The 13224-nt window shown below is 72.8% G+C and carries 13 protein-coding genes; 11 read left to right on the top strand and 2 right to left on the bottom strand.

Features of this window, described 5'->3' with window-relative positions:
- Nucleotides 1-46: 46 nt before the first annotated feature.
- The 6 genes from LOC65_RS01930 (at nt 47) to LOC65_RS01905 (ending at nt 6119) form a co-directional block, all read left to right on the top strand.
- Nucleotides 47-1189 carry an FAD-dependent monooxygenase gene (locus tag LOC65_RS01930; RefSeq protein WP_230246439.1) on the top strand — a complete coding sequence of 381 codons (1143 nt, stop codon included), beginning with the start codon at nt 47-49 and terminating at the stop codon, nt 1187-1189.
- Entirely contained in the window at nt 1186-1917 is a 732-nt protein-coding gene (locus LOC65_RS01925) for a DsbC family protein (RefSeq protein WP_009855251.1), read from the top strand. Before LOC65_RS01930 ends, LOC65_RS01925 begins: the two co-directional genes overlap by 4 nt.
- A gap of 89 nt (nt 1918-2006) precedes the next feature.
- Nucleotides 2007-2441, top strand: a complete 435-nt coding sequence (locus tag LOC65_RS01920) for a DUF3429 domain-containing protein (protein ID WP_230246438.1) — start codon at nt 2007-2009, stop codon at nt 2439-2441.
- 1 nt (nt 2442) lies between these two features.
- Nucleotides 2443-4158: a M61 family metallopeptidase gene (locus LOC65_RS01915; protein WP_230246437.1), complete on the top strand. Its 1716-nt coding sequence runs from the start codon at nt 2443-2445 to the stop codon at nt 4156-4158.
- Nucleotides 4158-5258: a DUF3108 domain-containing protein gene (locus LOC65_RS01910; RefSeq protein WP_230246435.1), complete on the top strand. Its 1101-nt coding sequence runs from the start codon at nt 4158-4160 to the stop codon at nt 5256-5258. Before LOC65_RS01915 ends, LOC65_RS01910 begins: the two co-directional genes overlap by 1 nt.
- Before the next feature lie 66 nt (nt 5259-5324).
- Nucleotides 5325-6119, top strand: coding sequence for an enoyl-CoA hydratase (locus LOC65_RS01905; protein ID WP_230246434.1), 795 nt, complete (start codon nt 5325-5327; stop codon nt 6117-6119).
- Nucleotides 6120-6396: 277 nt separating this feature from the next.
- On the opposite strand, the gene LOC65_RS01900 is transcribed toward LOC65_RS01905, so the two are convergent.
- Both LOC65_RS01900 and lysS read right to left on the bottom strand, forming a co-directional pair.
- Nucleotides 6397-6942 (bottom strand): pyridoxamine 5'-phosphate oxidase family protein, encoded by a 546-nt coding sequence (locus LOC65_RS01900; RefSeq protein WP_230246433.1) that lies wholly within the window; start codon nt 6940-6942, stop codon nt 6397-6399.
- Between the two features lie 41 nt (nt 6943-6983).
- Entirely contained in the window at nt 6984-8462 is a 1479-nt protein-coding gene (gene lysS, locus LOC65_RS01895) for a lysine--tRNA ligase (protein ID WP_009856566.1), read from the bottom strand.
- 54 nt (nt 8463-8516) lie between these two features.
- Here lysS and LOC65_RS01890 point away from each other — a divergent pair, with 54 nt between their 5' ends.
- From LOC65_RS01890 to LOC65_RS01870, 5 genes are all read left to right on the top strand, one after another.
- The gene (locus LOC65_RS01890; protein WP_029718525.1) at nt 8517-9581 is read left to right on the top strand and encodes a Gfo/Idh/MocA family protein; all 1065 of its coding nucleotides are present in this window, start codon (nt 8517-8519) and stop codon (nt 9579-9581) included.
- 104 nt (nt 9582-9685) lie between these two features.
- The gene (locus tag LOC65_RS01885) at nt 9686-10261 is read left to right on the top strand and encodes an acyltransferase (RefSeq protein ID WP_230246432.1); all 576 of its coding nucleotides are present in this window, start codon (nt 9686-9688) and stop codon (nt 10259-10261) included.
- Nucleotides 10243-11328, top strand: coding sequence for a DegT/DnrJ/EryC1/StrS aminotransferase family protein (locus LOC65_RS01880; RefSeq protein WP_230246431.1), 1086 nt, complete (start codon nt 10243-10245; stop codon nt 11326-11328). Before LOC65_RS01885 ends, LOC65_RS01880 begins: the two co-directional genes overlap by 19 nt.
- Before the next feature lie 15 nt (nt 11329-11343).
- Nucleotides 11344-12630 carry a lipopolysaccharide biosynthesis protein gene (locus LOC65_RS01875; RefSeq protein WP_230246430.1) on the top strand — a complete coding sequence of 429 codons (1287 nt, stop codon included), beginning with the start codon at nt 11344-11346 and terminating at the stop codon, nt 12628-12630.
- Nucleotides 12627-13208: an acyltransferase gene (locus LOC65_RS01870; protein WP_230246429.1), complete on the top strand. Its 582-nt coding sequence runs from the start codon at nt 12627-12629 to the stop codon at nt 13206-13208. Before LOC65_RS01875 ends, LOC65_RS01870 begins: the two co-directional genes overlap by 4 nt.
- Nucleotides 13209-13224: the final 16 nt, after the last annotated feature.

Raw genomic sequence — 13224 nt, 5'->3', positions numbered from 1 at the left:
GCGGCGTCGACCCGGCGCGCGCGGCCCGCTCCCTACAATCCGCCGCATGGCCTCCTGCGACGTCCTCGTCCGCGGCGCCGGCGCCGTGGGGCTGGCCGGTGCCTTGTCTCTTGCCCGCCAGGGCCTGCGTGTCGCGCTGCTCGGCAGCTCGCCGCCGGTCGCCCCGGCCGGCCGCGCCGACATCCGCACCTATGCGCTGAACGCCGCCTCGGTCGCGCTGCTGCAGTCGCTGCGGGTCTGGGATGCGCTGCCGCCGGATGCGCGCACGCCGGTGCACGACATGCGCATCGAAGGCGACGTGGCGGGCAATGCACTCGATTTCTCCGCCTGGTCGCAAGGCGCCGACGCGCTGGCCTGGATCGTCGACGCCGCCGAACTCGAACACGCGCTGGGCACCGCCGCACGCTTCGCGCCGCATCTGGAACGCGTGAGCAGCGAGGTGCCGGCCGAACTCGTCGTGCTCGCCGAAGGCAAGGCCTCGCCGACACGCGAGCGCCTGGGCGTGAAGATGGCGCTGCATCCCTACGGCCAGCGCGCGGTCTGCGCCCGGCTGGAGGCCGATCAGGCGCACGCCGGCCTGGCGCGCCAGTGGTTCCGTTCGCCCGACATCCTGGCGCTGCTGCCGTTCGACCGGCCGCGCGCCGGCCACGGTTACGGCCTGGTCTGGTCGGTGCCCGAAGCGCGCGCCGCCGAGCTGATGGCGCTGGACGACGCCGGTTTCGAGGCCGCGCTGGCCGAAGCCACCGGCGGCACCGCCGGCATGCTGCGCCTCGCCGGTGCGCGCGCCGACTTCCCGCTCGCTTTCGGCCGCGCCGAACGGCTGTGCGGCCCGGGCTGGGTGCTGGTCGGCGACGCCGCCCACGTCGTGCATCCGCTGGCCGGCCAGGGGCTCAACCTCGGCCTGGCCGACGTCGCCGCGCTGTCGGCGGCGGTTGCCGGGCGCGAACCCTGGCGGGCGCTCGGCGACGAGAAGCTGCTGCGCCGCTACGCGCGTGAACGCGAGCTGCCGACACGCGCGATGGGCCAGCTCACCGACGCGCTGCTGCATCTGTTCGCGAGCGAGGAGCCGCTGCTCAGGGAACTTCGCAACCGGGGTCTGGATCTGGTGAACCGTCTGCCGCCGCTCAAGCGTTTCCTGACCGAGCGTGCGCTGGACCGTCCCCCCGCCGTTTCGAAGGAACCCCGATGAAGACGACGACCGCGCGGCTGGCCCTGGCTGCCGCCGCCGTGCTCGCCTGCGGCAGCGCCGCGGCGCAGGAAGCCGCGATCCGCAAGGCGCTCGCCGAGCGCCTGCCCAGCATGCCCAGGATCGACGAGGTGCGCCCGGCGCCGATCGCCGGCCTCTACGAGGTGCGCTACGGCGGCAGCGAGATCCTGTACGTCGACGCCAAGGCCGAGTTCATCGTCCAGGGCTCGATCCTCGACACCAAGACGCTGACCAACCTCACCGAGGCCCGGCTGGACCAGCTGACGGCGATCGACTTCGCCAAGCTGCCGTTCAAGGACGCGATCACGCTGCGCCAGGGCAGCGGCAAGCGCCAGGTCGCGGTCTTCGTCGACCCGAACTGCGGCTACTGCAAACGTTTCGAGCGTGACCTCGCCGGCGTGAAGGACCTGACGATCCACGCCTTCCTGATGCCGATCCTGGGGCCGGACTCCAGCGCCAAGTCGCGCGACATCTGGTGCAACAAGGATCCGGCCAAGACCTGGCGCGCCTGGATGCTCGACGGTGTCGTGCCGCCCAAGGCGATGGGCGCCTGCGACGCCGGTGCGCTGGCGCGCAACGTCGCGCTCGGCCAGCGCCACCGCATCAACGGCACGCCGGCGGTCGTCTTCGAGGACGGCACGCGCAAGCCGGGGGCGATCCCGATCGACCAGGTCGAGAAGCTGCTGGCCGCCGCGTCGAAGAAGGTCTGAGGCCGCACGCCGGCCGGCCGCTGCCCGCGAAGGGCCTGGCGGCTGGCGCGGCCAGAGCAGGGCTGAACGGCCGCGGCGACAATCGCCGCATGACTCCCACGCTGTCTCCTGCCGCGCTGCGGCTCGGTTATGCCGGGCTGCTGCCGTTCGTGCTCGGCGCCGCCCTGGTCTGGCTGGTGCATCCCGACGTGCTGCCCTACGCGACGCTGGCGCTGGCCGCGTACGCCGCCACCGTCGTGTCCTTCCTCGGCGGCATCCACTGGGGCATCGGTTTCCGCGAAGCCCAGCCCGAGGGCCGGCTGTTCGTCAACGGCGTCGTGCCGCCGCTGGTCGCCTGGGCCGGCGTGATGATGCCGGCCAACGCCGGGCTGGTCGTGCTCGGCGTGATGCTCGTCGTCTGCTACCTCGTCGACCGCGGCGTCTACCCGCGCCACGGCATGGGCCACTGGCTGACGCTGCGCTTCCGCCTGAGCGCGATCGCGTCGCTGAGCTGTTTCCTGGGCGCCGCCGGAGCCGGGAGCTGAAATGCCGCGTTACCGCATCGAGTTCGCCGACCTCCACGCCCACCTGTTCCGCGTCACGCTGACGCTGCCGCGGCCGGCGGCGGCGCAGCGGCTGGCGCTGCCGGCGTGGATCCCGGGCAGCTACATGATCCGCGACTTCGCGCGTCACCTGGTCGGGCTGGAGGCGAAGCAGGGTGACCGTGCCGTCGCACTGGAAGCGCTGGACAAGACGAGCTGGCTGGCGCGCTGCGACGGCGCCGAGGCGCTGGTCGTCATCGCCACCGTCTACGCCAACGACCCGTCGGTGCGTGGCGCCTTCCTCGACGGCACACGCGGCTTCTTCAACGGCACCAGCGGGCTGCTGCGCGCCGAAGGCCGCGAGCACGAGCCGCACGTCATCGAGCTCGGCCCGCTGCCCGCCGGCTGGGAGGTCGCCACCGCGATGCCGGCCGCCGGCCGGCGCCGCTGGCAGGCCGCCGACTACGACGAGGCCATCGACCACCCGTTCGCCTTCGGCCGCTTCTGGCGCGGGCGTTTCGAGGTCGCCGGGGCGGAGCACGAGATCGCCGTCGACGGCGCCTGGCCGAGCTTCGACGGCGAGCGCCTGCTGGCCGACGTCGAGCGCATCTGCCGCTGGCAGATCCGCTTCTGGCACGGCGCGCGCGGCAAGCCGCCGTTCTCGCGTTACCTGTTCCTGCTGCACGCCGCCGACGACGCCTACGGCGGCCTGGAGCACCGCGCCAGCACGGCACTGATCGCCTCGCGCCGCGACCTGCCGCGCCGCGGCGAAGCCGAACCCGGCGAGGCCTACGTCGGCCTGCTGGGCCTGTTCAGCCACGAGTACTTCCACACCTGGAACGTCAAGCGGCTGCGCCCGCGCTCGCTGGTCGGCGCCGACCTCGGGCGCGAGGCGCCGACCTCGCTGCTGTGGTTCTTCGAGGGCTTCACGTCCTACTACGACGACCTGTCGCTGCTGCGCACCGGGCTCGTGACGCGCGAGCGCTACCTGGCGCTGCTCGGCAAGCAGCTCGCCGGCGTGCTGGCCACGCCGGGCCGGCGCGTGCAGAGCGTCGCCCAGGCCGCGGCCGACGCCTGGACGCGTTACTACCGCGCCGACGAGAACACGCCCAACGCCACCGTCAGCTACTACGCCAAGGGTGCGCTGGTCGCGCTGCTCGTCGACCTGCGCCGCCGTGCCGCCGGCAGCTCGCTGGACGAGGCGATGCGCCGGCTGTGGAAGCGCCACGCCGAGCGCCCGGTCGACGAAGCCGACCTGGTGGCTGCGCTGGCCGACGGCGTGCCCGGCCTTGCCGAGGAACTGGCCGAGTGGGTGCACGGCACCGGCGAGCTGCCGGTGTCCGAGGCGCTGGCCGGCTTCGGCGTCACGACACAACTCGGTGCCGGCTCGCTGGCGCAGCGCCTGGGCCTGCGGCTGAGCGAAGGCGCAGCGGGTTCGGTGGTGCGCCAGGTGCTGCGTGGCAGTGCGGCCGAAGCCGCCGGCGTCGCGCCCGGCGACGAACTGCTGGCCGTCGACGGCTGGCGGCTGCGCCGGCTCGAGGACGCGCTGCAGTGGCTGCCGGCCGGCGCGCCGTTCGAGCTGCTGGTCGCGCGCGACCAGCGCCTGCAGCCGCTGGTGGTCCGCCCCGGCGCCGCCGCCTCGCCGGCGGTGGGCCTGGCCGTCGAGGGCGCCGCGTCGGCGCTGGCGCAGTCCCGCCGCAAGGACTGGCTGGGCCGCTGATGGAGCGTCGCACGCGGCGACGGGCGGCGCTGGCGGTGCTGGCGCTGGCGCTCGTCGCCGTGCACCTGGGGCTGGCCGATGCGCTGCTGCAGGCCGGGCTCGTCGACGCCGGCGCCGGCGTGCCGCGGCGCCTGGACGTCGCCTTCGTGCGCACGCTGCAGCCGGCCCCGCCGCCGGAGGCGCCCGCCACCCGGCCGGCGCCGGCCCGTCGCGCGCCGACGGCCGTGGCGCCGGTGGCCGCGCCGGCGGCTTCCGAACCCGCTTCGGCGCCGGAGCCGACGGTCGTCGCCGAGACCCAAGCGCCCCCGGAGACCCCTGTCGCCGTCGGCGACGAGACCCTGGGGCCGCCGCCCGAACCGCCGGTGCCGCTGCCGGGCATGCCGCAACCCGTGGCCAGCGCCGACGCGGCCGCCGGCGCGCCGCCGTTCGAATGGCCGCCGTCGACGCAGCTGAGCTACACGCTGACCGGCCACTATCGCGGGCCGGTGCAGGGCGAGGCCACGGTCGAGTGGCTGCGTGTGGGCTGGCAGTACCAGGTCATCGTCGAGGTGAAGATCGGCCCGTCGTTCGCGCCGCTGGTCACGCGCCGGCTGTCCAGCGATGGCGAGGTCACCGAGCACGGCCTGCGCCCGCGCCGCTACGACGAGCTGACGCGGGCCGCGTTCCGCGACGCGCGCCAGCTCACGGTGCATTTCGACGACCACGTGATCCGCCTGGCCAACGGCCGCGAGCTGCCGATGATCGACGGCGTGCAGGACAGCGCCAGCCAGTTCGTGCAGATGACCTGGCTGTTCATCACCCAGCCGGCGCTGCTGGAGCCCGGCCGCTCGGTGCAGCTGCCGCTGGCGCTGCCGCGCCGTGCCGACACCTGGACCTACGACGTCATCGGCCGCGAGACCGTGCACGCGCCGTTCGGCGATCTCGACACCGTGCACGTCAAGCCGCGCGGCAGCGCGCGGCCGGGCAAGGACCTGACGGCCGAGATGTGGGTCGCGCCGACGGTGCAGTACCTGCCGGTGCGCATCGTCATCCGCCAGGACGACGACACCTGGGTCGACCTGCTGATCCGCCAGCTGCCGCGCCAGGCCACGCCGAGCTGAACGCGCTTGCGGCATAGTCGGCGCCGAGCCCGCACGGGCGCTTCACCGACGACAGGAGACCGCCGCATGACGACCCCCGAGCCCCTGGTGCTGACCGAACTGCGAGGCGACGGCGAACGCCGCACCGCGCTCGTCACGCTGAACCGGCCCAAGCAGCTGAACGCGCTGAACGACGCGCTGATGGACCAGCTCGGCGACGCGCTGGCCGCCTTCGACGCCGACGACACGGTCGGCTGCATCGTCATCACCGGCAGCGAGAAGGCTTTCGCCGCCGGCGCCGACATCACCGCGATGGCCGGCTTCAGCTTCATGGACGCCTACAAGGGCGACTTCATCACGCGCAACTGGGAGCGCATCCTGCGCGTGAGGAAACCCGTCATCGCCGCGGTCTCGGGCTTCGCGCTCGGTGGCGGCTGCGAGCTGGCGATGATGTGCGACTTCATCATCGCCGCCGACACGGCGAAGTTCGGCCAGCCCGAGATCAAGCTCGGCATCATCCCCGGCGCCGGCGGCACGCAACGGATGCCGCGTGCGGTGGGCAAGGCCAAGGCGATGGACATGATCCTGACGGCCCGCATGATGGACGCCGCCGAGGCCGAGCGCGCCGGGCTGGTGTCGCGCGTCGTGCCGGCGGCAGCGCTGCTCGACGAGGCGCTGGCCGCCGCCGAGCTGATCAACGCCCAGAGCGGCCCGAGCGTGATGATGGCCAAGGAGTGCGTCAACCGCGCCTTCGAGTCCGGCCTGGCCGACGGCCTGGGCTACGAACGCAGGCTGTTCCACGCGCTGTTCGCCACCGAGGACCAGAAGGAAGGCATGGCGGCCTTCGTCGCCAAGCGCAAGCCGGCGTTCAGGCAGCGCTGAGGAAGTGCGGGGTCGAAGTGCGAGAAGTCCGGGGTCAGAAGTCCGGGGTCAGAAGTCCGGGGTCAGGTCCCGTGGGACCTGACCCCTTCCCCCGCGGAAGTGCGGGGTCAGGTCTCGTGAGACCTGACCCCCTCGCGGCGCCGGAATACCGGGGTCAGGTCCTGTGGGACCTGACCCCACCCCATCGTGGGACCTGACCCTCCTCGCGGCGCCGGAATGCAGGGGTCAGGTCCTGTGGGACCTGACCCCGTCCCATCCCCGTCCCCCGCGGCCCGCGTCACGGCGCCAGCCAGTGCCCGCCGTCGGCGTCGAACAGCGCGCGGCGCTGGCCTTCGGGGTGCAGTTCCAGCCAGTCGAGCGCGTCGACGCGCATCGTCATCATCGCGAAGTGGGCGCGGGTGCCGCGTTCGGGCACCGGCTTGACGATGCGGCTGCCGGGCGGCAGCGGCGACAGGTAGTCCTGCGCCGCGGGCGTCATCATCAGCTTGGCCCAGCGCGACCAGACGGCCAGGCCGGAGGTCTCCACCGTCACATGCACGTGCGCCCGCAGCTGCCAGCCGCGGGTCGCCGACCACAGCACCAGCACGCCTTCGGGATGGGTCTCGACGTGCGCGACCTTGGGGCTGCGCGCGTCGGTGTAGACGATCAGCGAATGCGCCGCCGGCTCGACCTCGCGCAGCACGACGCTGCGGGCGTCGGCGCGCTGGCCGTCGGTGGTGGCGAGCACGCCGACGTGCCAGTCATGGGCCGAGTCGGTCGCGCGGCCCAGTTCGTGCCAGACGGCGTCCTCGATGGCGGCGAGGTCGTGCAGGCGTTCGTTCATTCTTTTTCGTCTCCCGCTGCCGACTCGCCGCTTTCCTCGCGTCAGGCCTCCCGGCGCAGCGCTGGGAACAGGATCACGTCGCGGATGCTGGGGCTGTCGGTCAGCAGCATGATGAGCCGGTCGATGCCGATGCCGCAACCACCGGCCGGGGGCATGCCGTACTCCAGCGCGCGGATGAAGTCGGCGTCGTAGTACATCGCCTCCTCGTCGCCGGCGTCCTTGTTCGCCACCTGGGCCTGGAAACGCGCCGCCTGGTCCTCGGCGTCGTTGAGCTCGGAGAAGCCGTTGGCGTACTCGCGCCCGGTGATGAAGAGCTCGAAACGTTCGGTGATCGACGGGTTGCTGTCCGACGCGCGCGCCAGCGGCGAGACCTCGACCGGGTAGTCGATGATGAAGGTCGGCTGCCAGAGCTTGTCTTCGACCGCGGCCTCGAACAGGCCGAACTGCAGCTCGGCCAGCGTCCAGTGCGCCGGCGGCTCCTCGCCCAGCGCCTTGAGCCTGGCGTGCAGCGCCGCGGCGTCGTCGGCCTCGCTCTCGCTGACGCCGGCGTGAACGACCAGCGAGTTGCGCACCGACAGCCGCGCGAACGGCTGGGCCAGGTCGACCTCGCGGCCGGCGTAGCTCAGCGTGGCGCTGCCGGTGGCGGCGCGCGCGGCGTGGCGCAGGACCTGTTCGGTGAAGTCCATCAGGTCGTGGTGCGTCCAGTACGCCGCGTAGAACTCCATCATCGTGAACTCGGGGTTGTGCCGGACGCTGATCCCCTCGTTGCGGAAGTTGCGGTTGATCTCGAACACACGCTCGAAGCCGCCGACCAGCAGCCGCTTCAGGTAGAGCTCGGGCGCGATGCGCAGGAACATCTCCTGGTCCAGCGCGTTGTGGTGCGTGACGAAAGGCTTGGCGTTCGCGCCACCCGGGATCGGGTGCAGCATCGGCGTCTCGACCTCGAGGAAACCGTGCTCGACCATGTACTGGCGGATCGAGCTGACGGCCTTGCTGCGCGCGACGAAACGCGAGCGCGCGGCGTCGTCGGTCATCAGGTCGACGTAGCGCTGGCGGTACTTCTGCTCCTGGTCGGTCATGCCGTGGAACTTGTCCGGCAGCGGGCGCAGGCTCTTGGTCAGCAGGCGCACGTTCGTCGCCTTGATCGACAGCTCGCCGGTCTTGGTGCGGAACAGCGTGCCTTCGCAGCCGAGGATGTCGCCCAGGTCCCAGCGCTTGAACGCGGCCAGCGTCTCAGGCCCGACGGCGTCCTGCGTGACGTAGAGCTGGATGCGGCCGGTGGCGTCCTGCAGCGTCGCGAAGCAGGCCTTGCCCATCACGCGCTTCAACATCATGCGGCCGGCGACCGAGACCGTGACGGCCTTCGGCTCGAGCTCCTCGTTGGGCACCTGGCCGTGCTGGTGGTGCAGGTCCGCGGCGTGGTGGCGCGGCTTGAAGTCGTTCGGGAAAGCGACGCCGGCGGCGCGGATGGCTTGCAGCTTCTCGCGGCGTTCGGCGATCAGTTGGTTGTCGTCGGTCATGGGGGGCCCGGTGATGTGCCGCAATTTTAGGCGCAGCCTAGAATGATCGGTTCGATGAAAGTCAGCCCCAGCCTGCCGATCGTGCAGCGCCCGATCCGGTTCGCCGTGGTCGGATGCGGCCGCATCTCGGCCAATCACATGGAGGCGCTGCGGCAGCACGCCGACCGCGCCCAACTCGTCGCCGTCTGCGACAACCGCCCCGAAGCCCTCGCCGCCGCGGTCGCCAAGACCGGTGCCGCCGGCTATGCCAGCCTCGACGAACTGCTCGAAGCCAGCGACTGCGACATCGTCACGCTGGCCACGCCCAGCGGCCTGCACCCGCGCCAGGCGATGAAGGCCGCGCGCGCCGGCCGCCACGTGCTCACCGAGAAGCCGATGGCGACGAAGTGGGACGAAGGCATGGAGATGGTGCGCGTCTGCCGCGACGCCGGCGTCAAGCTCTTCGTCGTCAAGCAGAACCGGCTCAACCCGACGATGCAGCTGCTCAAGCACGCGGTCGACGCCGGGCGCTTCGGCCGCATCCACTGCGTCGTCGTCAACGTCTTCTGGACGCGCCCGCAGAGCTACTACGACGACGCGCCCTGGCGCGGCCGCTGGGATCTGGACGGCGGCGCCTTCCTGAACCAGGCCAGCCACTACGTCGACATGGTCGACTGGCTGGTCGGCCCGGTCGACAACGTGCACGCCTACACCGCGACGCTCGCCCGCGACATCGAGGCCGAGGACACCGGCGTGATGTCGCTGCGGCTGCGCAAGGGCGGGCTGGCGTCGATCAACGTGACGATGCTGACCCACGGCAAGAACTTCGAGGGCAGCATCACGATCCTCGGCGAGCGCGGCACGGTGCGCATTGGCGGCGTCGCCGTCAACCAGATCCAGCACTGGGAGTTCGACACCCCGGCGCCCGAGGACGAGGCGGTGAAGAACGCCAGCTACGCCGCGCCCTCGGTCTACGGCCCCGGCCACCCGCTGTACTACGACAACGTCATTGGCACGTTGCGCGGCGAGAAGAGCGCCGAGGTCGACGGCTACGAAGGCCTGCGCTCGCTCGAAGTCATCATCGCCGCCTACCGCAGCGCGCGCGACGGCGTTCGCGTCGGCCTGCCGCTGGTGTTCTGATGCAAGCGCCGGCCGACTCTCGCGGTCAGGCCCCCTCGCCCGCGCAGCGGGAGAGGGCACCCTCACCCCAGCCCTCTCCCGCGAGCGGGAGAGGGGGCGAGGCGGTGCACCCCAGCGCCATCGTCGACGACGGTGCGACGCTGGGCGAGGGCACGCGCGTCTGGCACTTCGCCCACGTCTGTGGCGGCGCGACGATAGGCGCCGGCTGCTCGCTGGGGCAGGGCGTCTACGTCGGCAACGACGTCGTCATCGGCGACAACGTCAAGATCCAGAACAACGTCTCGGTCTACGACGCCGTCACGCTCGAGGACGACGTCTTCTGCGGCCCGAGCATGGTCTTCACCAACGTCTTCAACCCGCGTTCGGCGGTGCCGCGCAAAAACGAGTACCGGCGCACGCTGGTGCGCCGCGGCGCGACGCTGGGCGCCAACTGCACCATCGTCTGCGGCACGACGATCGGCGAGTACGCCTTCGTCGGCGCCGGCGCCGTGGTCAGCCGCGACGTGCCGCCGTACGCGCTGGTCGTCGGCGTGCCGGCGCGCCGCATCGGCTGGATGAGCCGCCACGGCGAACGCCTCGCGCTGCCGCCCCGCGGCCACGGCGAGGCCGAATGCCCGGCCACCGGCGAACGCTACCGCCTCGACGGCGACACCCTCATTCCATGCAGTTCACCGACCTGAAGTCGCAGTACGCGGCGCTGAAGGGCTCGATCGACGCGCGCATCCAGCGTGTGCTCGACCACGGCCAGTACATCATGGGCCCCGAGGTCGCCGAGCTCGAGACCGCGCTCGCCGCCTTCGCCGGCACGAAGCACTGCATCACGGTTGCCAGCGGCACCGAGGCGCTGCTGATCGCCTTGATGGCGCTGGACCTGCAGCCCGGTGACGAGGTGCTGACGACGCCGTTCAGCTTCGCCGCGACCGCCGAGACCATCGTGCTCGCCGGCGCGCGCCCGGTGTTCGTCGACGTCGAGCCCGACACCGCCAACCTCGACGTCGCGCTGCTGGAGGCCGCGATCGGCCCGCGCACCAAGGCCATCGTGCCGGTCAGCCTGTACGGCCAGGTCGCCGACCTCGACGAGATCAACACCATCGCCGCGCGCCACGGCCTGGCCGTCATCGAGGACGCGGCGCAGAGCTTCGGCGCCGTCTACCGCGGCCGGCGCTCGTGCTCGCTGTCGACCTTCGGCGCCACCAGCTTCTTCCCGAGCAAGCCGCTGGGCTGCTACGGCGACGGCGGCGCGCTGTTCACCAGCGACGACCGCCTGGCGCAGGCGGCGCGCGAGATCCGCGTGCACGGCCAGAGCGCCCGCTACCGCCACACCCGCCTGGGCGTCGGCGGCCGCATGGACACGCTGCAGTGCGCCGTCGTGCTCGCCAAGCTCGAACGTTTCGACTGGGAGCTGCAGCGCCGCGCGGCGATCGGCGCGCGCTACCGCGAGCTGCTGGCCGGCGTCGAGCAGGTCACGGTGCGCCCCGACCGCAACTCGGTCTACGCCCAGTACACGGTGATGGTCGACGAGCGCGAGGCGGTGCAGGCGGCGCTGAAGGCCGCCGGCGTGCCGACCGCCGTGCACTACCCGGTGCCGCTGCACCACCAGCCGGCCTACGCCGCCTACGCCACGCCCGACGCCTGCCCGGTGGCGGCACGCCTGGCGCAGCGTGTGCTGAGCCTGCCGATGAGCGCCGACCTCAGCGAGGCCGACCAGGACACCGTCGCCGCGGCGCTGCGCCGCGCGCTGGCCTGAACCCCGGCACCCCCGATGAGCCGCGCCGTCGCCCGCGGCACCGCGATCAACCTCGCGGCCCGGCTGGCCGCCGTCGGCCTGGTGCTGGCGCTGACGACGGTCGCCGCACGCCTGGGCACCGAGCAGCAGGGCGTGTTCGCGCTGTTCACCAGCGTCGAAGGGCTGCTGCTGGCGCTGATGTCGGGCTTCGGCATCGCGCTGGCGCGCCGCGTTTCGCACCACGGCGAATCGTCGCCGGCGCTGCTGGGCGCGGTGGTCCTGGCCTGCGTCGCCGCCGGTGCCGTGGCCGGGCTCGGGCTGTGGCTGTTCTCGCGGGTCGGCCCGCCGGCCTACGCGTCGCTGTGGATGCTGGCGCTGGCCGCGCCGCTGCTGCTGCTGGCGCCCAACGTCGCCGGGCTCTGGCTGGGGCAGGGGCGCATGGCGCCGATGGCGCTGGTCTCGGTGGCGCCGCCGGCGCTGGCGCTGGCGGCGCTGGGTGCCGTCGCGCTGGCCCAGGCGCTGGCGCTGCCGGCGCTGCTGGCCTGCTGGGTGGCGGCCAAGGTCACGGTCGGCCTCGTGCTGCTGGCGCTGCTGGCGCGCGGCGGCCGGCTGGCCTCGCCCGACCTCGGCGCCTTGCGCGCCGAGCTGCCCTTCGTCGCGACGATCGCGCTGACGAACCTGGTCTCGCTGGCCAACTACCGCGTCGGCCTGTTCGTCGTCGAACGTGTGCTGGGGCTCTCGGCGACCGGCGTCTATTCGATCGCGGTGATGGTCGCCGAGCTGCTGTGGTTCGTCTCGGGCTCGCTGACCCAGGCCGTCTACGGCCGCATCGGCACGCCCGACCGCGAGCGTGCCGCGCAGACGACGCTGCGGGCGCTGCACCTCAGCTGGCTGGCGCTGCTGGTGGCGGCGCCGCTGCTGTGGGGGGCGGCGGCGCTGATCCTGCCGCGTGCGCTGGGGCCGGCCTATGCCGCGAGCCTGCTGCCGCTGGCGCTGCTGCTGCCTGGCGTGCTGGCTTTCGGCGGCGCGTCGGCGATGTCGGCCTTCTTCACCAACCACGCCGGCCAGCCGCAGGTGCCGGCGCGCATCGCCGCCGGCTCGCTGGCGGCGAACGCGGCGCTGTCCGTGCTGCTGGTGCCGCACTGGGGCGCGGCGGGCGCGGCGCTGGCGGCCTCGCTCGCCTACGGCGTGTCGGTGCTGCTGCTGGCACGGCGTTTCGCCGCCGCGGCCGGCTGGCCGCTGGCGACGGTGCTGCGCCCCGGCCGTCACTGGGCCGACGGGCTGCGGGCGCTAGCATCCCGCACCGGAGGTCCAGGGCGATGAAGGAGACGCTGCAGCGCTGGTGGCGCACGCTGTTCGGCCCGCGCATGTTCTACGGCTGGCGCCGCGGCGACGGCGTCTGGCTGGCCCACACGCGCATCAGCGGCGCTTCGCGGCTGGAGGCGCCCGAGCGGCTGCAGATCGAGGACCACGTCTACATCGGCCCGTTCAACTTCATCGACGCCTCGGGCGGGCTGACGATCGGCGAGGGCTGCCAGATCTCCACCCACTGCGTCGTGCTCAGCCATTCCAGCCACCAGGCCGTGCGCCTGGCCGGCCGCCGCTACTGGGGCGAAGCCGACCCGCCCGGCTACCGGCGTGCGCCGACGGTGATCGGCGCCTACAGCTTCATCGGCGCGCACAGCGTCGTCGCGCCGGGCAGCCGCATCGGCCGCGGCGTGCTGGTGCGCGCCTTCAGTTATGTCAGCGGCGAGGTGCCCGACTTCGCGATCGTCGCCGGCCAGCCGGCGCGCGTCGTCGGCGACACGCGCGAGGCCGACGAAGCCTGGTTCGCGGCGCACCCCGACGCCCGGGCCGACTACGACGAGTGGGTGCGGCGCACCGGCGTGGGCGGCTCCTGAGGGCGCGCGGTCGTCC

Source organism: Rubrivivax sp. JA1055 (assembly GCF_020966565.1).
In the GTDB taxonomy this organism is placed as follows: Bacteria; Pseudomonadota; Gammaproteobacteria; order Burkholderiales; family Burkholderiaceae_C; genus Rubrivivax; species Rubrivivax benzoatilyticus.
Note: the sequence above shows the minus strand (reverse complement) of the source record. Positions and strands in the feature narration are given on the sequence as shown.

Bases quoted from the DNA above. Each gene is read 5' to 3' on its own strand.
- LOC65_RS01930 (WP_230246439.1), top strand. From the start codon at position 47: ATGGCCTCCTGCGACGTCCTCGTCCGCGGCGCCGGCGCCGTGGGGCTG.
- LOC65_RS01925 (WP_009855251.1), top strand. From the start codon at position 1,186: ATGAAGACGACGACCGCGCGGCTGGCCCTGGCTGCCGCCGCCGTGCTC.
- LOC65_RS01920 (WP_230246438.1), top strand. From the start codon at position 2,007: ATGACTCCCACGCTGTCTCCTGCCGCGCTGCGGCTCGGTTATGCCGGG.
- LOC65_RS01915 (WP_230246437.1), top strand. From the start codon at position 2,443: ATGCCGCGTTACCGCATCGAGTTCGCCGACCTCCACGCCCACCTGTTC.
- LOC65_RS01910 (WP_230246435.1), top strand. From the start codon at position 4,158: ATGGAGCGTCGCACGCGGCGACGGGCGGCGCTGGCGGTGCTGGCGCTG.
- LOC65_RS01905 (WP_230246434.1), top strand. From the start codon at position 5,325: ATGACGACCCCCGAGCCCCTGGTGCTGACCGAACTGCGAGGCGACGGC.
- LOC65_RS01900 (WP_230246433.1), bottom strand. From the start codon at position 6,942: ATGAACGAACGCCTGCACGACCTCGCCGCCATCGAGGACGCCGTCTGG.
- lysS (WP_009856566.1), bottom strand. From the start codon at position 8,462: ATGACCGACGACAACCAACTGATCGCCGAACGCCGCGAGAAGCTGCAA.
- LOC65_RS01890 (WP_029718525.1), top strand. From the start codon at position 8,517: ATGAAAGTCAGCCCCAGCCTGCCGATCGTGCAGCGCCCGATCCGGTTC.
- LOC65_RS01880 (WP_230246431.1), top strand. From the start codon at position 10,243: ATGCAGTTCACCGACCTGAAGTCGCAGTACGCGGCGCTGAAGGGCTCG.
- LOC65_RS01875 (WP_230246430.1), top strand. From the start codon at position 11,344: ATGAGCCGCGCCGTCGCCCGCGGCACCGCGATCAACCTCGCGGCCCGG.
- LOC65_RS01870 (WP_230246429.1), top strand. From the start codon at position 12,627: ATGAAGGAGACGCTGCAGCGCTGGTGGCGCACGCTGTTCGGCCCGCGC.